The 22,807-nt window shown below is 74.5% G+C and carries 19 protein-coding genes; 14 read left to right on the top strand and 5 right to left on the bottom strand.

Annotated elements, in window-relative coordinates; translation table 11 throughout:
- Positions 1-9 precede the first annotated feature (9 nt).
- Positions 10-1,911, top strand: a complete 1,902-nt coding sequence (locus C8E97_RS05580; protein WP_121002269.1) for an ABC transporter ATP-binding protein — start codon at positions 10-12, stop codon at positions 1,909-1,911.
- A gap of 255 nt (positions 1,912-2,166) precedes the next feature.
- On the opposite strand, the gene C8E97_RS05575 is transcribed toward C8E97_RS05580, so the two are convergent.
- Positions 2,167-5,052 (bottom strand): AAA family ATPase, encoded by a 2,886-nt coding sequence (locus C8E97_RS05575; protein WP_121002267.1) that lies wholly within the window; start codon positions 5,050-5,052, stop codon positions 2,167-2,169.
- Positions 5,052-6,188: a metallophosphoesterase family protein gene (locus tag C8E97_RS05570; protein WP_121002265.1), complete on the bottom strand. Its 1,137-nt coding sequence runs from the start codon at positions 6,186-6,188 to the stop codon at positions 5,052-5,054. The genes C8E97_RS05575 and C8E97_RS05570 overlap by 1 nt, the downstream gene beginning before the upstream one ends.
- A 99-nt stretch (positions 6,189-6,287) precedes the next feature.
- On the opposite strand from C8E97_RS05570, the gene C8E97_RS05565 reads away from it, so the two are divergent.
- Both C8E97_RS05565 and C8E97_RS05560 read left to right on the top strand, forming a co-directional pair.
- Positions 6,288-7,223 (top strand): DNA recombination protein RmuC, encoded by a 936-nt coding sequence (locus C8E97_RS05565; RefSeq protein ID WP_121010849.1) that lies wholly within the window; start codon positions 6,288-6,290, stop codon positions 7,221-7,223.
- Positions 7,224-7,265: 42 nt separating this feature from the next.
- Positions 7,266-8,027 carry a DUF6542 domain-containing protein gene (locus tag C8E97_RS05560; protein WP_121010846.1) on the top strand — a complete coding sequence of 254 codons (762 nt, stop codon included), beginning with the start codon at positions 7,266-7,268 and terminating at the stop codon, positions 8,025-8,027.
- Between the two features lie 511 nt (positions 8,028-8,538).
- On the opposite strand, the gene C8E97_RS05555 is transcribed toward C8E97_RS05560, so the two are convergent.
- Positions 8,539-9,483: a 4-hydroxy-3-methylbut-2-enyl diphosphate reductase gene (locus C8E97_RS05555; protein WP_121002263.1), complete on the bottom strand. Its 945-nt coding sequence runs from the start codon at positions 9,481-9,483 to the stop codon at positions 8,539-8,541.
- Positions 9,484-9,547: 64 nt separating this feature from the next.
- On the opposite strand from C8E97_RS05555, the gene C8E97_RS05550 reads away from it, so the two are divergent.
- The 7 genes from C8E97_RS05550 (at position 9,548) to C8E97_RS05520 (ending at position 14,557) form a co-directional block, all read left to right on the top strand.
- Complete coding sequence (locus C8E97_RS05550) at positions 9,548-10,060, top strand: lipid droplet-associated protein (protein ID WP_121002261.1); 513 nt, start codon at positions 9,548-9,550, stop codon at positions 10,058-10,060.
- Positions 10,057-11,319 carry an exodeoxyribonuclease VII large subunit gene (xseA, locus tag C8E97_RS05545; protein WP_121002259.1) on the top strand — a complete coding sequence of 421 codons (1,263 nt, stop codon included), beginning with the start codon at positions 10,057-10,059 and terminating at the stop codon, positions 11,317-11,319. The genes C8E97_RS05550 and xseA overlap by 4 nt, the downstream gene beginning before the upstream one ends.
- The gene (locus tag C8E97_RS05540; RefSeq protein ID WP_211346920.1) at positions 11,300-11,707 is read left to right on the top strand and encodes a sugar ABC transporter substrate-binding protein; all 408 of its coding nucleotides are present in this window, start codon (positions 11,300-11,302) and stop codon (positions 11,705-11,707) included. The genes xseA and C8E97_RS05540 overlap by 20 nt, the downstream gene beginning before the upstream one ends.
- A complete protein-coding gene (locus C8E97_RS05535) occupies positions 11,704-11,913 on the top strand; it encodes an exodeoxyribonuclease VII small subunit (protein ID WP_211346919.1) in 210 nt (69 codons plus the stop codon). Before C8E97_RS05540 ends, C8E97_RS05535 begins: the two co-directional genes overlap by 4 nt.
- Positions 11,914-11,961: 48 nt before the next feature.
- On the top strand, positions 11,962-13,017 hold the full coding sequence (glpX, locus tag C8E97_RS05530; RefSeq protein WP_121002253.1) for a class II fructose-bisphosphatase: 1,056 nt from the start codon (positions 11,962-11,964) through the stop codon (positions 13,015-13,017).
- A gap of 117 nt (positions 13,018-13,134) precedes the next feature.
- On the top strand, positions 13,135-13,902 hold the full coding sequence (locus C8E97_RS05525; protein ID WP_121002251.1) for a S1 family peptidase: 768 nt from the start codon (positions 13,135-13,137) through the stop codon (positions 13,900-13,902).
- A gap of 226 nt (positions 13,903-14,128) precedes the next feature.
- On the top strand, positions 14,129-14,557 hold the full coding sequence (locus tag C8E97_RS05520) for a L,D-transpeptidase (protein WP_121002249.1): 429 nt from the start codon (positions 14,129-14,131) through the stop codon (positions 14,555-14,557).
- Positions 14,558-14,598: 41 nt separating this feature from the next.
- Here the strand turns inward: C8E97_RS05520 and C8E97_RS05515 are convergent, their stop codons facing one another.
- Positions 14,599-15,570: an NAD(P)/FAD-dependent oxidoreductase gene (locus C8E97_RS05515; RefSeq protein ID WP_121010843.1), complete on the bottom strand. Its 972-nt coding sequence runs from the start codon at positions 15,568-15,570 to the stop codon at positions 14,599-14,601.
- Between the two features lie 80 nt (positions 15,571-15,650).
- Between C8E97_RS05515 and C8E97_RS05510 the strand changes: the two genes are divergently transcribed.
- On the top strand, positions 15,651-17,045 hold the full coding sequence (locus C8E97_RS05510; RefSeq protein WP_121002247.1) for a class II fumarate hydratase: 1,395 nt from the start codon (positions 15,651-15,653) through the stop codon (positions 17,043-17,045).
- Here C8E97_RS05510 and C8E97_RS05505 read toward each other — a convergent pair.
- Positions 16,984-17,886: a DMT family transporter gene (locus C8E97_RS05505; RefSeq protein ID WP_121010840.1), complete on the bottom strand. Its 903-nt coding sequence runs from the start codon at positions 17,884-17,886 to the stop codon at positions 16,984-16,986. The two genes, C8E97_RS05510 and C8E97_RS05505, sit on opposite strands and share 62 nt — an antisense overlap.
- A gap of 47 nt (positions 17,887-17,933) precedes the next feature.
- Here C8E97_RS05505 and pdxR point away from each other — a divergent pair, with 47 nt between their 5' ends.
- From pdxR to C8E97_RS05490, 3 genes are all read left to right on the top strand, one after another.
- A complete protein-coding gene (gene pdxR, locus C8E97_RS05500) occupies positions 17,934-19,313 on the top strand; it encodes a MocR-like pyridoxine biosynthesis transcription factor PdxR (protein WP_121002245.1) in 1,380 nt (459 codons plus the stop codon).
- 48 nt (positions 19,314-19,361) lie between these two features.
- The gene (locus C8E97_RS05495) at positions 19,362-21,056 is read left to right on the top strand and encodes an ATP-dependent DNA ligase (protein WP_121010837.1); all 1,695 of its coding nucleotides are present in this window, start codon (positions 19,362-19,364) and stop codon (positions 21,054-21,056) included.
- A gap of 309 nt (positions 21,057-21,365) precedes the next feature.
- Positions 21,366-22,805, top strand: a complete 1,440-nt coding sequence (locus tag C8E97_RS05490; protein WP_121002243.1) for a GuaB1 family IMP dehydrogenase-related protein — start codon at positions 21,366-21,368, stop codon at positions 22,803-22,805.
- Positions 22,806-22,807 lie beyond the last annotated feature (2 nt).

Below are 22,807 nucleotides of genomic sequence, written 5' to 3'. Positions count from 1 at the left end.
CTGGATCACATGGGTTCCGTGTTGATCGGGGTGGAGAACATCTCCACGCCCAAGTGGGCCACGGTCGGACGCCGCGCGGCGTCGGTGAGCCTCGGCAAGGCGCTCCGCAGCCTGCCCGAGGCGATCCGCCTGGTCGTGCGGCTGGCCTGGCGCACCTCGCCCCGGTTGACGCTGCTCGCGGGCGCGGTCCACGTGGTGTCCGGGTGCGTGACCGCGTTCGGGCTGCTGGCCACGGCGGACGTGTTCGCCGCCCTGCTGCGGGACGGGCCCACGCCGGACCGGGTGGTGTCCTCGCTGCCCGCGCTGGCGGTGGTGGTGGCCTCGTACGCGACCCGTGCCCTGCTCGACACGGCCGTCTCGGCGGTGGAGAGCTCGTTGCGACCCCGCGTGACGCGCGCGGCCACCGACGAGGTGACGGCGGTGCTGGCGCGGGCCGAGCTGCTGGCGTTCGAGGACGCCGACTTCCGCGAACTGGCCCGCCAGGGCGGGCGGCGCGGCGTGCGGAGCCTGGAGAGCAGCCTCCGCTACCTCGCCGACCTGCTGTCGTCGTGCATCACGCTGGTCGCGGCGGTGGTGACGGTCGGGCTGCTCGACCCGTGGCTCGCGCCCGCCCTGCTGCTCGCGGCGGCGGCCAACGCCTGGGCGTCGGCGCGGGCGTCGAAGCTGCGGTACGAGCACTTCCTGGACTCGGTGACGCGCAACATCCGCAAGGGCGTCGTGGAGGAGGTGACCACCGACCGGGGGTTCGCGCTGGAGCGGCACGCGCTGACGTTGCAGGAGCGGCTGCTGGCCGAGCACCGGCGGATCGCGGATTCGCTGATGGGCGACGAGATCCGCATGGCGCACCGCACGAACCTGGTGCGGCTCACCGGGCGGGCGCTCGCCGGGCTGGGCACCGGCGTCGCGTACGCCGTGCTGGGCCTGCTGCTGCACACCGGGGACATGGAGCTGGCGCTGGCGGGCGCGGCGCTGCTGGCGATGCGGACCGCGTTCTCGTCGCTGGCGACCACCACGCGGGCGGTCAACGCGCTGTACGAGGACTCGTTCTACCTCGACTTCTACCGCAAGCTGCTGGTCGAGGGCGCGGAGCGGGCGCAGCGGTCGTCCGACGTGCGGGCACCCGCCGACCCGGAGGTGATCACGCTGACCAACGTCACGTTCACCTACCCCGGCAAGGAGACGCCCGCGCTGGACGACGTGAGCCTGACCGTGCGGCGCGGCGAGGTGATCGCGCTCGTCGGCGAGAACGGCTCCGGCAAGACGACGCTGGGCAAGGTGCTCACCGGCCTGTACCCGGCCACGGCGGGCACCGTGCGCTGGGACGGCGTCGACCTCGCGGACGCCGACAAGACCTCGGTGCACTCGTCCATCGCCGTCATCGCGCAGGAACCGGCGCGGTGGCCGATGACCGCGCGGCGCAACGTCACCGTCGGCCGCCTCGACCGCGACGACGAGGACGCCTGGCGGGACGCCGTGGCGAAGTCGGGCGCGGACGAGGTGCTGGCCACGCTGCCCGCCGGCGCGGACACCGTGCTGTCGCGGCAGTTCAACGACGGGCAGGACCTGTCGGGCGGGCAGTGGCAGCGCATGGGCATCGCACGCGGCACGTACCGGGACGCGGCGGTGCTCGTCGCCGACGAGCCGACGGCGGCGCTGGACGCGAAGGCCGAGGCGCGCGTGTTCGAGGGGCTGCGCGAGGCGACGGCGCGGCGCACCACGATCCTGGTGACCCACCGGCTGGCGAACATCCGCAACGCCGACCGGATCGTGCTGCTGGACGGGGGCCGGATCGTGGAGGAGGGCACGCACGAGGAGCTGATGGCCCTGCGCGGGCACTACCACGAGTTGTTCGAACTACAAGCCTCCGCCTACCGAGGCGACCTGCTGGCGCAGCCGGCACCACCGACCTGAGCCGCAGCCTGCCGCAGCACAGGTGAGCGCGCACGACCCTCACAAGGGCACGGCACTCGTCGAGCACGGCGCGCGCGGAACGCAGCCCTCACGGAAGCACGATCTCCAGCCCCCGCTACCGCCCCCTACGCCGCGAGGCCGCCGTCGGGGTGTCGCGCCTCATTTCCCGCCGATCACGCTTTTCGATCGGCGGGAAATCAGGCGCGATGGCCCGACTTCAGGGCGGCCGAGCCGCCGCCTGCGAAGCAGCGGCAATTAGACACAGCCCACCACCTCCAGCGACGACCCGCCGCGCGCCTTGCGCACCCGCAACCGGGTCGGGATGCGCTGGCGCAGTTCCTCCACGTGCGACACCAGGCCCACCACCCGTCCACCGGCCCGCAGCTCGTCCAGCGTCGTCATCACCAGTTCGAGCGTCTCCGCGTCGAGCGTCCCGAACCCCTCGTCGATGAACAGCGTGTCGAGCACCGCACCCGCCGCCACCACGTCCGACAGGCCCAGCGCCAGCGCCAGCGACGCCAGGAACGACTCACCGCCGGACAGCGTCTTCGCCGGTCGCTGCTGACCCGAGTAGTCGTCCAGCACGTCCAGCCCCAACCCGCCCCTGGTGCCGCGCGGACCGGCGGCCACCGAGTGCACGAACCGGTAGCGGCCCTGGCTCATGCGCTCCAGGCGGGCGCTCGCCGCGACCGCCACCTCCTCCAGCCGCGCCGCCAGGACGTACGTGCGCAACGTCATGTTCCGCGTGTTCTGGCCCATGCCGTTGATCACGTCGGTCAACGCGTCCAGCTCGGCGTACTCGGCCTCGACCGGCTCCAGCCTGGCCCACGCGGCGGACAGGCGGCCGGCCAGCTCGTTCGCCCGGTTCGCCCGCCCGCGCGCCGCCGCCAGCGCCGACGCCGCCCGCTCCGCCTCCGCGCGCAGGGCCCGGTACCGGGCCTCCGCGCCCGCCACGTCGACCTCCGCGTCCGGGTCGGTGTCCGGCAGCTCGGCCAGCACCGCCTCGGCGGCGACCCTGGCGTCCTCCACCTCGCGGACCTTCGCCTCCAGCTCGGCGACCGCCGACTCGGTGCGGACCGCCGCCAGCGCCTCCGCGACGTCGGCGAACCCGGCTTCCGCCGCGAGGCGGGACACCTCGACGCGCTGCTCGGCCAACCGCTCGGTGTGCTCGGCCACGGCGGCGCGGCGGTCGGCCAGCGTCGTCAGCGCGTCGGCGAGGTCGAGCAGGTGGGCACGCCGGGCGGGCACGTCCGGGAAGTCGCCGCGGGCCTCCGCCAGGCGGTCGGCGCGCTCCCGGACCACCTCGCCGAGCTCGCGGTGCCGGGTGGTCAGCTCCGCGACCTCGCGCTCCAGCTCGGCGCGGTCGCGGGTGGCGCGCTCGACCCGGCGCTCCAGCTCGGCCAGCGCCCCGGCGCGCTCGGCGCGCCGCGCGGCGAGGGCCCCGACCGCGCGGTGGTCGGCGATCAGCGCCGCCGGGTCCTGCCCGCCGACCGCCTCGCGCAGGACGGCCAGGCGGCCGGACGCGTCCGCGAACACCTGCTCCGCCGCGTTCCGGCGGTCCAGCGCGGACTGCTCCTCGGCCGCGGCGCGCTCCTCGTCGGCTCCGGTGACCGCGTTCAGCATCGGTTGCGCGGGGTGGGGGTGCTCGGCGGACCCGCACACCGGGCACGCCCGACCGGCGCGCAGGGACGCCGCCAGCTCAACGGCCATGCCGTCGAGGCGCTGCTGCCGCACACCCAGCAGCACCTCCTTGGCCCGCTGGTGGGCGTCGACCGCGGCGCGGCGCGCGTCCTCCGCCGCGCGCGCCGCCGCTTCGGCGGCGGGCAGGTCGCGGGCCGCCGCCGCCTTGGCCGCGACCGCGTCCAACCGGGCCGCCGCCAGCGCGGACTCCTCGGCCGCGGTCCGGGCCGCCGCCAGCCGCTCCGGCACCTCGGCCAACGCCGCGACCAGCTCGTCCAGCCGGGCCGCCGCCGCGCGCGAGCGCTGCTCCAGGTCGGCCACGCGGCGCTGGTCCGCCACCTGCCGCCGCGCCTCGGCGGCCAGCTGCGTCAGGCCGCCCGCCTCCTCGCGGAACCGCTCGCCGTCGGCGCGCAGGTCCACGCCCCGGTAGCCGAACGCGGCCACGGCGTCCGCCGCCGCCCGCTCCTGCGCCACCACGCCGTCCAGCGCCCGCCCGAGCCTCCGCACCGCCTCGTGCGCGGGCGCCACGACCGACGCCCGCCGCGCCGCGTCCCGCTCCCGCACCCACGCCGCGCGCAGCGGCTCGGCCTCCGCGCACCGCGCCAGCGCCTCCCGCGCGCCGCGCACCCGCCGCACGCGCTCGGCCAGGTCACGCGCCCGCCGCCACTCCGCCTCGGCCGCGCCGCACCGCGCCGCACGGGACACCGCCTCCTGGTCGGCGTCGCGCTCGGCCTCGTCCAGGCGCTTGAGCAGCGAACTCAGCCACTCGCGGTCACCGCCGCCCTCGGGCGGCTCCTCGCCCGCGACCTCCGCCACCCGCTGCACCAGGTCGCGGTTGGCCTGCCCGAGCGCGTCCAGCTCGCGCCGCTTGACCAGCCGCCGCTCCCGGAACCAGCGCTCGACGTCGAGGAACCGCTCGGTGCCGAACAGCTTCTCCAGCAGCTTCTCGCGCTCCGCCGTCTCCGCGCGCAGGAACCGCGCGAACTCGCCCTGCGGCAGCAGCACGACCTGGAAGAACTGCTCGGCGGTCAGGCCGAGCAGCGACTCCACCTCGCGCGCCACGTCGTCGATGCGGCTGTGGCCCTCGCCCCGCCACCCGCCGAGCCAGGTCAGCGACGCCTTCGCGGGCTGCCGGGTGAACCCGTCGCCGCGCTTCTTCGGCCGGTCGTACTCGGGGCTGCGCGCCACCCGGAACCGGCGACCGCGCACCGTCAGCTCCAGCACCACCTCCGTCGGCGTGTCCCGGTCCGCGTAGTCGCAGCGCAGCCGCTTCACGTCGCCCCGCGCGCCGGGCACCCGCCCGAACAGCGCGAACGCCACCGCGTCGAGCAGCGTCGTCTTGCCCGCGCCCGTGTCGCCGTGCAGGAGGAACAACCCGTCCGCGCCGAGCAGGTCGAAGTCGACCACCTCGCGCCCCGCGTACGGCCCGAACGCGCTGACCTCCAAGCGGTGCAGCTGCACTACCCCTCCTCCCGCGCGGCGGCGTGGATCGCTTCCCGGAGCAGCGCCAGCTCGCGCTCGGCGGGCGCCTCGCCGCGGACGTCCTCCAGGAAGCAGCAGGCGATCTCCTCGTCGCTGCGGCCCCGGACGCGCTCGGCGAACCGCAGCTCACCGGTGCGACCGCCCTCCGGCCGCCACTCCACGTGCACCGCGTGCGGGAACCGGACCTGCAACCGCCGCAGCGCGTCCAGCGGCCGGACGCGGTCGGTCAGCACCACCGACAGGAAGTGCTCCTGCACCGGCGTGTGGTCGGGGTCGAGCAGCAGGTCGTCCAACCGACCGGTCAGCGTGGACAGCGCGCGCGGCACCGGCAGCGCCCGGTGCTCCACGCCGGCCAGGCCGGACGCGTCCAGCTCGGCCAGCCACACCGACTTGCCGTGCCGCGCCTCGGAGAACGAGTACGCCAGCGGGCTGCCCGAGTAGCGCAGGTGGTCGGCCAGCGTCTGCCGGCCGTGCAGGTGGCCCAGCGCCACGTAGTCGAACCCGTCGAACACCGCGCCCGGCACGTCCTGCACGCCGCCCACCGCGATCGTCCGCTCCGACTCGCACGGCTCGCCGCCGGTCACGAACGCGTGCGCCAGCACCACGGCCCGCCCGCCGCGCGCCGCCCGGTCGGCCCGGACGCGGCGCGCCGCCTCCGCCAGCACCGCCGCGTGGCCCCGGCCCTCGACGCCGAGCGCGTGCCGCGCCGTCTCCGGCTCCAGGAACGGGATGCCGTACACCGCGACGGGCCCGTGCGCGTCCTCGAACAGCACCGGCTCGTGCAGCGCCGCGATCGTGGTGCGCAGGTACAGCCCGCCCGCCGCCGCGAACCCGCCGAACAGGCCGAGCCGCGCGGCGGAGTCGTGGTTGCCCGGCGTGATCACGACCTTCGCGCCGGCCGCCCGGATGCGCTCCAGCACCCGCGCGCACACCGCGACCGCCTCCGCGTTGGGCACCGCCCGGTCGAACAGGTCGCCCGCGACCACGACCACGTCGACCCGCTCGTCCGACACCAGGTCGGCCAGCCCGCCGAGCACCGATTCCTGCTCCCCGAGCAGGTCACGGCCGTGGAACGTCCGTCCCACGTGCCAGTCGGAGGTGTGCAGCAAGCGCATGGCGGCCACGCTAGGGGCGAGCACCGACAGAACCCGGCCATCCGACTCGGCGTGTCGCTCGAACGTGTGATCGGATCGACGTGCGCCATGATCGGGGGCATGACAGCGGTCCTCAGCACGGCGGCGGTGGTCGTGGCGCTCCTGCTCGCCGGTGCGCTGGTGTTCCTGTGGCGGCTCTACCAGGACGGTGTCCGGCGCGTCGACGCCGCGCTCGCGGCCGTGCAGCGGGAGCGCGAGCGCGGTGACGCCACCCGCGCCGCGCTCCAGCGCTACGAGGTGGCGTTCTCGTCGGTCAGCGGGCGCGGCGAGCTCGGCGAGCAGGTGCTGGTGGAGACCGCGCGGGCGCTCGGCCTGCGCGAGGGCGTGCACTTCCGGGTGCAGGTCGACGTGGCGGGCGGCGGCGCGGTGCGGCCGGACCTGGTGCTGAACGTCGGCGGCGGGCGGCAGGTGCCGGTCGACGCGAAGATGAGCATGGCGACGTGGGCCGAGGCCGTGGAGACCGACGACCCCGCCGAGCGGGACGACGCGCTGCGCGTGCACGTGCGCAACATCCGGTCCCGCGCGGCCGAACTCGCGGGCAAGGGCTACCAGCGCTGGGCGGACGCCATCTACGGCACGATCATGTTCGTGCCGAACGACGGCGCGGTGGTCGCGGCCCTGGACACCGACCCGGAGCTGCTGCGCTGGCTGCTGGACCGGCGGGTGTTCCTGTGCGGTCCGACCGGGTTCGCGGTGATCGCGTCGGCGGCGATGTTCGCCGTCACCGACCGCGCGCTGGCCGACGACGTGGAGCAGGTGCGGGCGCAGGCGTCCCGCGCGCACCGGGCCGCGGACAACGCGATCGACGCCGTCAACCTGTCCAGCACCCACCTCCAGCGGTTCCTGTCGGCGCGGCGGCGCGAGCTGGACGCGTTGGAGGGCTTCCGCGCGGCGGTGGAGCCCTTGACGGCGGCGTCGTCGAGCCCGACCCCCATCGCGTTCGTGCGGCGGACCGACGAGGGCGTCAGTGCACCCTTGGACGCGCGGGAGGCGTAATAGAGTGTGAGGCCCTAGTCGGAAGCCGAACGAGGAGTGGGCGTGACCGCTGCAACGCGCGAGCCGGAGGACGAGGAACTCGACCCCGTCCGCTGGAACGACCGCGCCCTCTTCGGCAGCTTCCGGGGCCTGCCCTGGTGGGCCGCCGTGCTCGGGACGTTCGTGCTGGCCATCGTCGGCACCTACGTCGACGTCAGCTCGTCGGCCAAGACCGTGGGCTGGGTCTTCGCCATCACGTTCTTCGTCGGCGCGGTCGGCGCGGTGGTGTTCGTGGAGCGCCGGTCGATGTTCGGCCCGGTCGTCCAGCCGCCGCTGGTGCTGGCCATCGTGGTGCCGCTGGTGATGGTGGTGGTCGGCGGCCTGCCCGGCGGCGGGCTGGCGTCCGTCGGCCTGGCCCTCGGCACGCCGCTCATCGACGGCTTCCCGGCGATGGCCGTCACGACGGCGTGCACCGTGATCCTCGGCATCGTGCGGGTGACCAGGCAGAGGGACCCGAACCGGCCGACGAGGGACGAGGTCCGCGAGGCCAAGCGCAAGCCGGACAAGCCGGCCGGGGAACGCCCGAAGCGCGCCCGCGAGGCAGCGGCGAGGGACGACTCCCGCGACACCGACGACCGCCCGCGCCGCAGGCCCGCGAAGGCGGCCAGGCCGTCCGACGAGCCGCGCCGCAAGCCCGCGCCGGACGACGAGCCGCGCCCCAAGCGCCCGCGCCCGCAGTCGTCGGAGGACCGACCCCGCCGACCCCGCGACCCGAACAAGCCCGCCCGGCCAACCCGCCGCCCGCGCCCGCGCGACGACGACTGAGCACGGCAGGCCGCGTCCGGCGGAACCCGTCTTGAGCGTCCTCAGGTGAACGGCTGAGGACGTCAGCGGCCGTAACCCGCGAACACGATCGTCCTTGAGCGCTTTTCGCTTTTTACGCAAAAGGACCACAGCCAGGCAACCACGGACTCAACGCGCCCGGAAGCACAGCAAGTCTTGGACGGTCGCCGGGAACACCAAGCAAAACGACCACCCCGACGATGCGACCCGATTCCCGCCGCGATCCCCCATCGGTTCGACCAACAGCCGAACCGCTCCGACTCGGACCTGCACTTGCTCCTGGTCAACACGAACGGGGATCGGAACGGCGGATTCGTACCCGATCGAAGGTGGTCAAGCCGCGTAGCGTCCCCGACGACCATCCAAGACCTGCGAAGCTCCAGGGCACGCTGAGTCCGTGCTCTCCCTGCCGTGGTCCCGTTGCTCCAAAAACTCAAGGGGCTCGCGTCGGAAGACGAAAGACCGCTTCAAAGCCCCGCGCCCGTTCGAGAAGTCAGCGCACCATGTCCTTGCGCAGTTCGCGCGGCAGGGCGAAGGCGATCTTCTCGTTCGCCGTGGTGATCTCCTCGACGTCCCCGTACCCGTGCCCGGCCAGGAATTCGAGCAGTTCCATCACCAGGATGTCCGGCACGGAGGCCCCGGACGTCACCCCGACGGTGGACACGCCCTCCAGCCACGCCGGGTCGACCTCGCGCGCGTAGTCGACCAGGTGCGCCGCACGCGCCCCGGCCTGGAGCGCCACCTCGACCAGCCGCACCGAGTTCGAGGAGTTCTTCGAGCCCACGACCAGCACGAGGTCGCACTCGGGCGCCATCGTCTTCACGGCCGTCTGCCGGTTGGACGTCGCGTAGCAGATGTCGTCCGACGGGGGCTCCTGGAGGTCCGGGAACCGCTCTTGGAGCTGCCGCACCCGGATCATGGTCTCGTCCACGGACAGCGTGGTCTGCGACAGCCACACCACCTTGGACGGGTCGCGGACGACGACCTTGTCCACGTCCTCGGCCGTGTCCACGAGCTGGATGTGCTCGGGCGCCTCGCCCGCCGTGCCCTCGACCTCTTCGTGTCCTTCGTGGCCGATCAGCAGGATGTCGTAGTCCTCGCGGGCGAACCGGCGTGCCTCGTTGTGGACCTTCGTCACGAGTGGACAGGTCGCGTCGATGGTGCGCAGCCGCCGCGCCGCCGCCTCTTCGTGCACGGCCGGTGACACTCCGTGCGCGGAGAACACGACCAACGCGCCCTCGGGCACCTCGTCGGTCTCGTTCACGAAGATGGCGCCGCGCTGGGACAGCGTCTCCACGACGTGCTTGTTGTGGACGATCTCCTTGCGCACGTACACCGGCGCGCCGTACTGCTCCAGCGCCTTCTCGACGGTGACGACCGCGCGGTCCACGCCTGCGCAGTAGCCGCGCGGCTTGGCCAGGAGCACTCGCTTGTCCATGTCACCAGGGTACGGGCGCGCCGGAGGTAGGCATCCGCAGCCCGACTGCGGCAGGCTAGAGGGCATGAAGCCACTGCCGCTGCCCGTCCGCCTCGCCGCGGGACTGGCGGTCACCGCCGTCGAGCAGGCCCGGAAGCTTCCGCAGCAGCTCGCCGGCCTGCCCGTCACCGTCGTCAGCGAGGCGCTGCAACTGTCCATGCGGGTCCAGCAGCGGGTGACGGAACTCGCAATCAAGGGTGACGACGCGCTGGCCGGGCTGCGCCCGACCGAGGACGAGCCGGAGTGGGCCACGTTCGACGAGGACGAGGAGCAGCCGTCCGACGGGCCCGCGCCGCGCGCCGAGGACCCGTGGGAGGCCGAGGAGCGGGCGCTGGCCGCCGAGCCGCCCTCCGCGCTGCCCGAGTACGACGAGTTGACGCTGCCGCAGTTGCGGGCGAAGCTGCGCACGCTGTCCGCGGACGACCTGCGGCAGCTCCTCGACCACGAGCGCTCCCACGCGAACCGGCCGGAGTTCACCGGCATGCTGGCCCGCCGGCTCGCCAACCTCGACACCCCTGTGAGCCCTGACACCCAGTGACCGACCAGAAGTCCAGCCCCGAACACCCCTGGCCGGTCCGCACGGTCGCGCGCAAGATCTTCGAGTGGATCAACCGGCTCGGCGACGTGTGGGTGGAGGGCCAGCTCACGCAGCTGAGCGCGCGCCCCGGCACGGCCACCGCGTTCCTCACGCTGCGCGACCCGTCGGTCGACATGTCGATGACGCTGACCGCGCCGGTGGCGCTGGTCCGGGAGCTCCAGCTGACCGAGGGCAGCCGCGTCGTCGTGCACGGCAAGCCCAACTACTTCCCCAACCGCGGCACGCTGAGCCTGCGCGTGGACGAGATCCGCGCGGTCGGCGTCGGCGAGTTGCTGGCCCGCGTCGAGCGGCTCAAGAAGCTGCTCGCCGCCGAGGGGCTGTTCGACCCGCGCCGCAAGCGCAGGCTCCCGTTCCTGCCCGGCAAGATCGGGTTGATCACGGGTCGGGCGTCGGCCGCCGAGCGGGACGTGCTGACCAACGCGCGCGCCCGCTGGCCGGGCGCGCGGTTCCGGGTGGTGAACGTCGCGGTGCAGGGCGCGTTGGCGGTGCCGCAGATCCTCACCGCGCTGTCCACATTGGACCGCGACCCGGAGGTCGACGTGATCGTGCTGGCGCGCGGCGGCGGCAGCGTGGAGGACCTGCTGCCGTTCTCCGACGAGGCGCTGTGCCGCGCGGTGGCGCAGGCCCGCACGCCCGTGGTGTCCGCGATCGGGCACGAGCCGGACACGCCGCTGCTGGACCACGTGGCCGACCTGCGGTGCTCCACGCCGACCGACGCGGGCAAACGGGTGGTACCCGACGTCGCCGAGGAGACCGAGCGGGTGCGCCAGATGCGCGACCGCGCCCGGCGCGCGTTGCACGGCTGGGTGGGCCGGGAGCGCGAGCTGCTCGCCGCGCTGCGTTCGCGACCTGCGCTTTCCGACCCGCACGGCCCCCTGGACCGGCGTGCGCAGGACGTGGACCAGTGGCGGGAGCGCGGCCGGCGGGCGATCCGCGCCCGACTCGATTCAGAGACCGCCGGTCTGACCGCGACCGCGGCGCGCTTGACGACCCTCGGGCCGGCGGCCACGCTGGCGCGTGGGTACGCCGTGGTGCAACTCGTCACGCCCGACGGGGTGGACGGCGTCGTCCGGTCGACCGCGGACGCGCCGGCGGGTGCCCGGCTCCGGGTGCGCGTGGCCGACGGGGCGCTGCGCGCGGTCGTCCAGGACGTCGAGGACGTCGAGGAAGGAGGCGGTGGTGCCCTCTCCGGCGCGTAAACCCACGTTCCTGCCCTTGACGATGGCCGCCGCGGGCAACGCCGACGACGAGGGCGCCCGCGCGGTGCGCGGCCGGGCCGAGGCCGCCGACCGCGCCGCCGCCGACTGCTGGCTGTCCCTGGTGGCGGGCTGCACGTCCGGCGGGCAGGCGCTGATCAACCGGCTGCACGACCTGTCCGAGGCGACCTCCGGCTACGCGGGCGCGCACTGGTGGCGGTCGCACGGCTCGGTGCACCGCAGGCGGGTCGCGGAGGCCGAGCACCGCATCGACGACGCGGTGCGGGAGGGTGACGGCGCCGAGTTCGCGGAGGCGTTCGTCGGCTACGACCAGGCGGTGGCGACCGTCGTGGTGCACGTCCGGAACCGATTGGGGAAGTTGACCACGTGAGCGAGCCGGGTTACGAGGAGGCCAGGGACGAACTGGTGGAGGTGGTCCGCAAGCTGGAGGCGGGCGGCCTGTCGCTGGAGGAGTCGCTGGCGCTGTGGGAGCGCGGCGAGGCGCTCGCCAAGACCTGCGAACGGCGGCTCGCGGGCGCCCGCGAGCGGATCGATCAAGCGCTCGCGGTGACCGAGGAGGACGTGGCCGACGCCTGACCCCGTGCGAGGATTGGTCTACCGGCCGGTAATCGCAGGAGGAACGTCATGGTGTCCAGCAGCAGCCCGTCCGAGCGTCGTCGCGAAGCGCCCGACCGGAACCTCGCGCTCGAACTCGTGCGGGTCACCGAGGCCGCGGCGATGGCCGCCGGGCGGTGGGTCGGTCGTGGTGACAAGAACGGCGGTGACGGCGCGGCGGTCGACGCCATGCGCCAGTTGATCGGCACCGTCTCGATGCGCGGCGTCGTGGTGATCGGCGAGGGCGAGAAGGACGAGGCGCCCATGCTGTTCAACGGCGAGGAGGTCGGCAACGGCGACGGCCCGGACTGCGACGTCGCCGTGGACCCGATCGACGGCACCACCCTGATGTCCAAGGGGATGCCGAACGCGCTGGCGGTGCTCGCGGTGGCCGAGCGGGGCGCGATGTTCGACCCGTCCGCCGTGTTCTACATGGAGAAGCTGGCCGTGGGGCCGGAGGCGGCGGACGTCATCGACATCACGGTGCCGATCGCGGAGAACATCCGCCGGGTGGCGAAGGCCAAGCACAGCGACGTGTCCGACGTGACGGTCTGCATCCTGGACCGGCCGCGGCACGAGTCGCTGGTGCGCGAGGTGCGCGACGCGGGCGCGCGCATCCACTTCATCTCCGACGGCGACGTGGCGGGCGCGATCTCGGCGGCCCGCCCGAACACCGGCATCGACCTGTTGGTGGGCATCGGCGGCACGCCCGAGGGCATCATCGCGGCCGCGGCGCTGAAGTGCATGGGCGGCGCGATCCAGGGCAGGTTGTGGCCCAAGGACGACGACGAGCGGCAGAAGGCGTTGGACGCGGGCCACGACCTGGACCGCGTGCTCGGCACGGACGACCTGGTGCGCGGCGACAACGTGTTCTTCTGCGCCACCGGCGTCACCGACGGCGACCTGGTGCGCGGCGTGCACTACCGGGCGGGCGGCTGCACGACGCAGTCGATCGTGATGCGCTCCAAGTCCGGCACCGTGCGCATGATCGACGGGTTCCACCGGCTGACGAAGCTGCGCGAGTACGCGTCGGTCGACTTCGACCCGCGGCCCACCGACGAGCCGGTGCTGCCGCCGCTCCCGTAACCCGCTGTTAACAGTCAACGGAAGGTAACCGGCCGAACGGCTGTAGTCACGGAGTGTGGTTCATACCTAGTTTCCGATTCGTGCCTGGCCCCCTGCGCCGGGCACGGAGAGGAAATGATGAAGGTTCGTACCCTGTTCACCGCCTTCGCGGTCGCGATCGGGGCAGCGCTCGCCACCGCGGGCGGTGCGGCGGCGACCCCGGCCACGGACGGCGAGGTGACGCCGAACATCGTGGGCGGCGGCAACGCCACCCAGACCTACTCGTTCATGGTCTCCCTGCAGAGCACCAGCGGCAGCCACTTCTGCGGCGGCTCGCTGATCAAGGCCAACTGGGTCGTGACGGCCAAGCACTGCGTGCAGGGCCGTTCGGCGTCCTCGGTCCGCGTCCGGGTCGGCTCGACCAACCGCTCCAGCGGTGGGACGACCGCCTCCGGCGCGCAGATCGTGACCCACCCGAGTTACGACATCGCGCTGCTGCGCCTGTCGACGGACGTGAACCAGACGCCGATCAAGATCTCGGCCGCGTCCGGCCCGAACGGCACCGCCACCCGCATCATCGGCTGGGGCCAGACCTGCGCGCCGCGCGGCTGCGGCGGCGCGCCGACGACGCTCCAGGAGCTGAACACGTCCATCGTGGCGGACAGCGGTTGCAGCGGCATCAACGCCGCCTACGAGATCTGCACCAACAACCCCGGTGGTCGCGCGGGCGCCTGCTACGGCGACTCCGGTGGCCCGCAGATCAAGTCGGTCGGCGGCACGTGGGAGCTGATCGGCGCCACCAGCCGGGCCGGCAACAACAGCTCCACGTGCGCGACCGGTCCGTCGATCTACATGGACGTCCCGGCGTTCCGCTCCTGGATCACGACCTACGTGGGATCGGTCTGATCCGTCCGCTCGTCCCGTCGTTCGAGGGCCGTCCCGCTCCGGCGGGGCGGCCCTTCCCCGTCACCCGGCGGATTCGCCACCCCGGAGGCGACACCCGGTCGCCTCGGGCCGGGCGTCCACTCCGGACTCGACAGCCGCCAAGCGGGTGAACAGGGCCGGCTCGTCGCGTCGTGCGGGTTGACCCGCCGGCTCATCGGGGTAACCCCGGGGCAAGGGGTGATTCGAGATGAGGAAGCTCGGCACTGTCCTGGCCGCGCTGGCCCTGGCGTTCTCCGGCCTCGCGGCACCCGCCAACGCGGCCACCGGCACGCCCTGTTCCATCCGGGACGGCGCTTGCCTGCGGCTGTCGACGAACGAGGCTTGGCTGATCTACCAGGGTAACGCCAGCTACGGCCCCGTTCCGGTGACACACGGCCGGCCCGGGTACGAGACGCCTGTCGGCACCTTCCAGGTGCTGCGCAAGGTCCGGGACGACTGGAGCGTGCCCTACAACGCGCCGATGCCGTACGCCGTCTACTTCACGGACAGCGGCGTCGCGTTCCACGAAGGCAGTTTGACCGACCTGTCGCACGGCTGCGTGCACCTGTCGCACGACGCGGCGGTCACGTTCTTCGACAACCTGCTCGTGGGCGAGCAGGTTCAGGTCGTCGCGTGACCCACCGCGCCGCCCGGTGACGCGCGCCGCGTCGCCGGGGCTCACTCGGCGTTGCTGGAGTGACCGGGGAACAGGTGGGCGTCGGGGTCGAGCCGCACGGCGATGTTGTTGACCGCCGTCGCGGCTTCCCCGAACCCGGTCGCGATGAGCTTGACCTTGCCGGGGTACTGGGCGACGTCGCCCGCCGCGTAGACGAGGTCCCGCGCGGTCCGCATGGTGGAGTCCACGACGATCGCGCGGTGGTCCAGTTCGACGCCCCACGACTCGATCGGGCCCAGGTCGGCGGTGAACCCGAGCGCGGCCACGACGGTCTGGGCGGGCAGCACCTTGCGGTCGCCGCCCTTGAGCCCGATCTCCACCTCGGCCAGGCGGTCGTCGCCGCGCAGCGCCAGCACCTCCGCGTCGGTGATGATCTCCACGCCCAGCTCGCGCACCTGCCGCACGGTGGGCGGGTGCGCGCGGAACGCGGCGCGGCGGTGGACGATGGTGACGCCGGCCGCGACGGGGTGCAGCGCCAGCGCCCAGTCGAACGCCGAGTCGCCGCCGCCGACCACGACGACGTGCTGTCCGGCGTGGACGCCCAGCGCGGGCACGAAGTGCACGACGCCCCGGCCCAGCCAGCCGTCGCCCGCGGGCAGCGGTCGCGGCTTGAACTCGCCGATGCCCGCGGTGATCAGGACCGCACGCGCGCGGACCACGCCGCCGTCGGCGAGCCCGACCTCGACACCACCGTCCACAGTGGACAGCGTGCGCGCCTGCCTGCCGAGCAGGTAGGTCGGCTGCCACTGGTCCGCCTGCCGGACCAGCGCGGTGACCAGGTCCCGCCCGCGCACGGCCGGGAACCCCGCCACGTCGTAGATCATCTTCTCCGGGTACATCGCGGTGATCTGCCCGCCCGCTTCCGGCAGCGCGTCGACCAACGCCACGGAGAGGTCTCGGAATCCCGCGTAGTAAGCCCCGAACAGCCCCGTGGGTCCGGCGCCCACGATCAGCAGGTCGACCTTCAGGTCCATGACGTCGACCATAGGTGTTCCCGGCCACTGTGCGCACTCATCGCGGGCCAAGTGTCGGAAGCGGGTCCAGACTCGGTGGTATGGCTGAACAGGAGTACCGCGTCGAGCACGACACGATGGGCGAGGTCAGGGTGCCGGTCGGCGCGTTGTGGCGCGCGCAGACGCAGCGCGCGGTGGAGAACTTCCCGGTGTCCGGGCGCGGCCTGGAGCGGTCCCAGATCCGGGCGCTCGGCCTGCTCAAGGCCGCCGCCGCGCGGGTGAACCAGCGGCTCGGCGTGCTCGACGCCGACGTGGCGGGCGCGATCGCCGCCGCGGCCGACGAGGTCGCGGCGGGCGAGCACGACGCGCACTTCCCGGTCGACGTGTTCCAGACCGGTTCCGGCACCTCGTCGAACATGAACGCCAACGAGGTCATCGCCACCCTGGCGTCCCGCGCGCTCGGCCGCGAGGTGCACCCGAACGACCACGTCAACGCCTCGCAGTCGTCCAACGACACGTTCCCGACGACGCTGCGGGTCGCGGCGACCGAAGCCGTGGCCTCCGACGTGGTCCCGGCCCTGGAGCACCTCGCCGGCGTGCTGGAGGGCCGGGCCGCCGAGTGGGCCGACCTGGTGAAGTCGGGGCGCACGCACCTGATGGACGCGGTGCCCGTCACGCTGGGCCAGGAGGCCGGCGCGTGGGCCGCGCAGGTGCGGTACGGCGTCGAGCGGCTCACCGCGAGCCTGCCCCGGCTGGCGGAGCTGCCGATCGGCGGCACGGCCGTGGGCAGCGGCCTGAACGCGCCGGAGGGGTTCGGCGCGGCGGTGGCGGAGGAGCTGGCGCGCGCCACCGGCCTGCCCCTGACCGAGGCGCGCGACCACTTCGAGGCCCAGGCCACCCAGGACGGGGTGGTCGAGACCTCCGGCCAGCTCCGGGCGACGGCGGTCGGCCTGTTCAAGATCGCCAACGACCTGCGCTGGCTCGGTTCGGGACCCCGCACGGGCCTGGGCGAGCTGGCGCTGCCCGACCTCCAGCCCGGCTCGTCGATCATGCCGGGCAAGGTGAACCCGGTGATCCCCGAGGCCACGATGATGGTGGTGGCGCAGGTGATCGGCAACGACGCGGCCGTGGCGTTCGCCGGCGCGCAGGGCAACTTCCAGCTCAACGTGATGCTGCCGGTCATCGCCCGCAACGTGCTGGAGTCGGCCCGCCTGCTCGCGGCGGTGGCCCGCCTGCTCGCGGACAAGGTGCTGGCCGGCGCGGAGCCGCTGCCGGACCGGATGCGCGAGTACGCCGAGTCCTCGCCGTCGATCGTGACGCCGCTCAACCGCTACCTCGGGTACGAGGAGGCGGCGTCCATCGCCAAGCAGTCGCTCAAGGAGCGCAAGACGATCCGCCAGGTCGTGCTGGAGCGCGGTCACGTGCCGGGCAAGCTCAGCGAGGCGCAGTTGGACGAGGCCCTGGACGTGCTGCGGATGGCGCGCGGCGGTCGCTGACCGGGCCGCGCAACCCGATCACGCACCCGAGGGCGACCGCCGTCGCGCCCACCGGCGCGACGGCGGTCAGCTCCTGCGCCCCCAGCGCGACGGACGCCGCCAGGCCCGCCACCGGCATCAGGCCGATCAGCACGCCCGCCCGGTCCGCGCCCAGCTTCGCGACCGCGAAGTACCAGAGCCCGAACGCGACCGCGGTGGCCACCAGGCCCAGCACGAGCAGCCCCACGCCCTCCCGCGCGGTGGGCGCCCGCCAGCCGCCCACGAACGTGCCCAGCGCACCGCCCGCGCCGGCGGCGACGAAGCAGCACCAGGTGGCCACCGCGACCCCGCCCAGCCGGCGCACCACGCCCACCGCGAGCAGCGTGAACGACGCCTCGGCCAGCACCGTCAGCACGGCGAGCGCCAGGCCCGGCCCGTGCCACGCGCCGCCGCCGGACAGCACGGCCACGCCGGCCACCACCACGGCCGCGCCGACCACCGCGCCCGTGGCGGGCCGCCGCCCGCCCAGCAGCGGCGCGACCAGCGCCAGCACCAGCGGGCTCGCGCCCAGCACGGCGGCCACGAACCCCGGTTCCGCGTAGCGCTGCGCGTAGAGCACGCAGGCGTTGAACCCGAGCATCCCGGTGGCCACCAGGGCGCACAGCGCCGCCCAGTCGCCCCGTGCGGGCACGACCAGCCGCCCGCCGCGCGCCAGCGTCCACCCGAGCAGCACGATGCCGCCCAGCGCGTACCGCACGGCCTGACCGGTGAGCAGCGGGTAGTCCTGGAGCATCCCGGTGACGGGCACGGACGCGCCCACGATCACCGAGGCCAGGGCGCCGGACGCGATAGCGGTTCGCATGCCGACCACCCTCGCCGAGGAGTGGTCCAGGATTAAGCTCCACTTCCATGCCCGCCGACTGGACCACTTTCCGCGAGCTGCTGCTACCGGGCCTCACCGGCCGCCGGGCCGTCGAGAACGAGCTGCGCCGCGCGATCCGGGACGGGCGGCTCGGGCCCGGTGCGCGGCTGCCGTCCAGCCGCGACCTCGCCGGCCAGCTCGGCGTCGCCCGCGGCACCGTCACCTCCGCCTACGCCCAGCTCGTCGGCGAGGGCTACCTGGTCGCCAAGCGCGGCTCCGGCACCACCGTCGCGGCCACCGGCACGCGGCAGGCGCCGGCGGTCGAGCGGACCGAGCCGCCGCCGCGCTGGAGGTTCGACCTGCGGCCCGGCCTGCCCGCGCTGGGCGCGTTCCCGCGCGAGGAGTGGTCGCAGGCCCACAAGGCCGCCCTGGCGGCCCTCTCCGCCGACGAACTGGGCTACCCGGACCCGGCGGGCTTCCCGGCGCTGCGCGCGGAACTCGCCGACTACCTGGGCCGCGTGCGCGCGGTCGCCGCCCGACCGTCCGACGTGGTCGTCGTGAACGGCGCGGCCGAGGGGCTGTCGGTGGTCGGCCGGGTGCTGGCCGGCCTGGGGCACGCGAGCGTCGCGGTCGAGGAGCCGAGCCACTTCGGCGCGGCCGAGGTGCTGGCCTCGCACGGCCTGGCCGTCCGCCCGGTCCCGGTGGACGACCGGGGCATCCGGGTCGACCTGCTGGCCGGCACGGACTGCCGCGCGGTGCTCGTGACGGCCGCGCACCAGTTCCCGCTCGGCGTGGTGCTGCACCCGGACCGCCGGCGGGCGCTGCTGGACTGGGCCCGCGCCCGCGACGGCGTGGTGGTCGAGGACGACTACGACGCCGAGCACCGCTACGACCGCCCCGCGGTGGGCGCGCTCCAGGCCCTGGACCCCGGCCGCGTGGTCTACCAGGGCAGCGCCAGCAAGGTCCTCGCGCCCGCGCTGCGCCTGGGCTGGCTGGTCCTGCCGCCGCGCCTGCGCGACGCGGTCGTGGACCGCAAGCGCCTCGACGACCTGGGCACCGGCACGCTCCACCAGGCCGCGTTCGCGCGGCTGCTCCGGACCGGCGGCTACGACCGGCACCTGCGGCGCACCCGGCAGCTCTACCGGGTGCGCCGCGACGCGCTGCTCGACGAGCTGGCGGCGCGGCTGCCCGCGTGGACCCCGATCGGCGTGGCCGCCGGCCTGCACGTGGTGGTGCGGCTGCCCGACGGCACCGACGACCTGGCCCTCCAGGAGCGCCTGGCCGGGCGCGGCGTCCACGCGCAGGCGCTCGCGAACTTCGCGCGCGAGCCGGCGTTCCCCGGTCTCGTGCTGGGCTACGCGGCGCTGACCCCGGACCGCCTCCGGCTGGCCGTCCACGAGCTGCGGGCAGCCGCCGACCTGCGGTGACGCCGCCGCACCCGGAAATTGTCGGTGGCCGGGTGCATCCTGGTCCACGTGCTGTTCGCCGAGGTCGTCGAGACGTCCGCCGCCGTGGCGGCGACGCGCTCCCGCCTGGCCAAGGTCACCGCCCTGGCCGAGCTGGTGCGCCGGATGAGCACGCCCGCGGTCGTGTCGTTCCTGATCGGCGTGCCGAGCCAGGGTCGCGTCGGCGCGGGCCACCGCACCGTCCACGACATCGCGCCGCCGCCGGTCGAGCGGCCGGAGCTGACGGTGTCCGAGGTGGACGAGGCGTTGGGCGCGTACGCGTCGATCGCGGGCAAGGGCGCGGTGCGGCGGCGGGCCGAGGCGCTGACCCGGCTGTTCGGGCGGGCGACGGCGGCGGAGCAGGACTTCCTGCGCCGGCTGCTCACCGGCGAGCTGCGGCAGGGCGCGCTGGAGGGCGTGATGCTCGACGCCGTCGCGCGGGCGGCGGAGGTGCCGGGCGAGCTGGTGCGGCGGGCGTTCATGCTGTCGGGGCAGCTGCCGGAGACGGCGGTGGCGGCGCTGGCGGGCGAGGCGGCGCTGGCGGCGTTCCGGCTGGAGGTCGGCCGCCCGGTGCGGCCGATGCTGGCCTCGCCCGCGGGGTCGCTGCCCGAGGCGCTGGCCGAGCTCGGGCCGTGCGTGGTGGAGCACAAGCTGGACGGCGCGCGGATCCAGGTGCACCGCTCGGGCGAGGAGGTCCGCGTGTTCACCCGCACCCTGCGGGAGATCACGGCGACCGTGCCCGAGCTGGTGGGGTTGGTGCGCGGGCTGCCGTGCACGTCCGTGGTGCTGGACGGCGAGACGCTGGCGCTGGACGACGACGGCAAGCCGCGGCCGTTCCAGGAGACGATGAGCCGGTTCGGCGCGCTGCTCGGCATCGCGCCGGAGGGGACCGCTCCGGGGGATTTGGCGGGGACCGCTCCCGCGGCGTCGGCAGGGACCGTTCCGGCGGGTTCCGCCAGGACCGCTCCGGCGGAGTCGGCGGGGACCGCTCCGGTGGGTTCGGCGGGGACGGCCGCGTCGGCGGTGCCGCCCGGCAGCACGCGCGACCTGCTGCTGAGCCCGTTCTTCTTCGACTGCCTGCACCTCGACGGCGTCGACCTGCTGGATGAGCCGCTGCGCGACCGCCTGGCCGCGCTGCGGAAGGCGGCCGGCGACCACGTCGTGCCGGGCGTGGCCGAGCCGGACGAGCAGCGGGCGGCGCTGGTGCTGGAGTCGGCGCTGGCGGCGGGCCAGGAGGGCGTCGTGGTCAAGTCGCTGGAGTCGGCCTACGCGGCGGGCAGGCGCGGCCGCGCGTGGCAGAAGGTGAAGCCGGTCCACACCCTCGACCTGGTGGTGCTCGGCGTCGAGTGGGGCAGCGGGCGGCGCACGGGGCTGTTGTCCAACCTGCACCTGGGCGCGCGCGACCCCGACGGCGGCCCGCCGATCATGGTCGGCAAGACGTTCAAGGGCCTGACGGACGAGCTGCTCGCGTGGCAGACCCGCGCGCTGCTGGAGATCGCCACCGACCGGGGCGACTGGGTCGTCGCGGTGCGCCCGGAGCTGGTGATCGAGATCGAGCTGGACGGCGTGCAGACCAGTCCCCGCTACCCCGGCGGCGTGGCGCTGCGGTTCGCGCGCGTGGTGCGCTACCGACCGGACAAGACGGCGGCCGAGGCCGACACGATCGACGCGGTCCGGGCGCTGCTGCCCAAGGGCGGCGGCCCGTCGGCGGGCCCCGGTCCGTGACGACGGGTGCCGCACCGCGAGCGCGGGCCCCGGACCGCGACGGCGAGCACCGCACCGCGACGGCGAGCACCGCACCGAGGCGGCGAACCCGGTCGGGCCGGTGACCGCGATGACCGATCGCCGCTCCGGGGTGGTGCGGCCCTGCGGGAGCCCGAACGCACCGATCCACCGGGGTGACCGGCGCGCCACGCCCGCGCCGCAGGTGGCCGCGCTTGGCGGAACGCACAACCCGAACCGCTCCGCACGGGCCCGGTCCGGTACTTCCGACCAGCGGCGGAACGGCACCGCGACGAGTAGTGTCAAGGTCTCGTGCGATTCATCGAAGGGCATCGGCCCACCTACGACCTGACCTACGACGACGTCTTCCTGGTGCCCGGCCGCTCGGCCGTGGAGTCCCGGTTCGGCGTCGACCTGTCGACCTCCGACGGCACGGGGGCGACCATCCCGATCGTGGTCGCGAACATGACCGCGGTCGCCGGGCGGCGCATGGCCGAGACCGTGGCGCGGCGCGGCGGGCTCGTGGTGCTGCCGCAGGACGTCGCCCCGGACGCGGTCGCGGAGATCGTCGCGTGGGTGAAGGACCGGCACCCGGTGTGGGACACGCCGCTCACCCTCACCCCCGGCGACTCGGTGGCCGACGCCCACAACCTGATCCACAAGCGGGCGCACAACGCGGTCGTCGTCGTGGACGGCGAGGGCCGGCCGGTGGGCGTGGTGGACGAGGACGCGTGCGGCGGCGTCGACCGGTTCACCCGGCTGAGCGAGGTCGCGAACGAGCGGATCGTCACGCTGCCGCTGGACACCCCGCCGCGCGAGGTGTTCGACCGGCTCAACGGCGGCACGCAGCGGATCGCGCTGGGCGTGGACGCCGACGGCCGACTGCGGGGCGTCATGACCGCCCTGGGCGCGCTGCGGGCCGACGTCTACACGCCGGCCCTGGACGCCGAGGGCCGGTTGCGGGTCGCGGCGGCGGTCGGCGTCAACGGCGACGTGCGCGCCAAGGCGGGCGAACTGCTCAAGGCCGGCGTGGACGCGCTCGTCGTGGACACCGCGCACGGGCACCAGGAGAAGATGGTGGCCGCGCTGAAGGCCGTGCGCGAGGCGTCGCCGACCGTGCCGGTGGTGGCGGGCAACGTGGTCACCGCCGAGGGCGTGCGCGACCTGGTCGAGGCGGGCGCGGACGTGGTCAAGGTCGGTGTCGGGCCGGGCGCGATGTGCACCACGCGCATGATGACCGGCGTGGGCAGGCCGCAGTTCTCGGCGGTCGCCGAGTGCGCGGCGCAGGCGCGCGCGCTGGGCAAGCACGTCTGGGCGGACGGCGGCGTGCGGCACCCGAGGGACGTCGCGCTCGCGCTCGCGGCGGGCGCCAGCGCGGCGATGGTCGGCTCGTGGTTCGCGGGCACCTACGAGTCGCCCGGCGACCTGCACCACGACGAGGCGGGCCGGCTCTACAAGGAGTCGTTCGGCATGGCGTCCAAACGGGCCGTCAGCGCCCGGACCCGGACCGACAACGCGTTCGAGCGCGCCAAGAAGGGCTTGTTCGAGGAGGGCATCTCGACCTCCCGGATGCGCCTTGACCCGACGCGCCCCGGCGTGGAGGACCTGTTGGACTCCATCACGGCGGGCGTGCGGTCGGCGTGCACCTACGCGGGCGCGGCGAACCTGGAGCAGTTCCACGAGCGGGCCACGCTCGGCATCCAGTCGGCCGCCGGGTTCGCGGAAGGACGCCCGCTGCCCGGCGGCTGGTGACC

The organism is Saccharothrix australiensis (assembly GCF_003634935.1).
Lineage (GTDB): Bacteria > Actinomycetota > Actinomycetes > Mycobacteriales > Pseudonocardiaceae > Actinosynnema > Actinosynnema australiense.
Note: the sequence above shows the minus strand (reverse complement) of the source record. Positions and strands in the feature narration are given on the sequence as shown.

What these genes read in the sequence shown, in the direction of transcription:
- C8E97_RS05580 (WP_121002269.1), top strand. Translation starts at nt 10, where the DNA reads ATGGGTTCCGTGTTGATCGGGGTGGAGAACATCTCCACGCCCAAGTGG.
- C8E97_RS05570 (WP_121002265.1), bottom strand. Translation starts at nt 6,188, where the DNA reads ATGCGCTTGCTGCACACCTCCGACTGGCACGTGGGACGGACGTTCCAC.
- C8E97_RS05565 (WP_121010849.1), top strand. Translation starts at nt 6,288, where the DNA reads ATGACAGCGGTCCTCAGCACGGCGGCGGTGGTCGTGGCGCTCCTGCTC.
- C8E97_RS05555 (WP_121002263.1), bottom strand. Translation starts at nt 9,483, where the DNA reads ATGGACAAGCGAGTGCTCCTGGCCAAGCCGCGCGGCTACTGCGCAGGC.
- C8E97_RS05550 (WP_121002261.1), top strand. Translation starts at nt 9,548, where the DNA reads ATGAAGCCACTGCCGCTGCCCGTCCGCCTCGCCGCGGGACTGGCGGTC.
- glpX (WP_121002253.1), top strand. Translation starts at nt 11,962, where the DNA reads ATGGTGTCCAGCAGCAGCCCGTCCGAGCGTCGTCGCGAAGCGCCCGAC.
- C8E97_RS05525 (WP_121002251.1), top strand. Translation starts at nt 13,135, where the DNA reads ATGAAGGTTCGTACCCTGTTCACCGCCTTCGCGGTCGCGATCGGGGCA.
- C8E97_RS05520 (WP_121002249.1), top strand. Translation starts at nt 14,129, where the DNA reads ATGAGGAAGCTCGGCACTGTCCTGGCCGCGCTGGCCCTGGCGTTCTCC.
- C8E97_RS05515 (WP_121010843.1), bottom strand. Translation starts at nt 15,570, where the DNA reads ATGGACCTGAAGGTCGACCTGCTGATCGTGGGCGCCGGACCCACGGGG.
- C8E97_RS05510 (WP_121002247.1), top strand. Translation starts at nt 15,651, where the DNA reads ATGGCTGAACAGGAGTACCGCGTCGAGCACGACACGATGGGCGAGGTC.
- C8E97_RS05505 (WP_121010840.1), bottom strand. Translation starts at nt 17,886, where the DNA reads ATGCGAACCGCTATCGCGTCCGGCGCCCTGGCCTCGGTGATCGTGGGC.
- pdxR (WP_121002245.1), top strand. Translation starts at nt 17,934, where the DNA reads ATGCCCGCCGACTGGACCACTTTCCGCGAGCTGCTGCTACCGGGCCTC.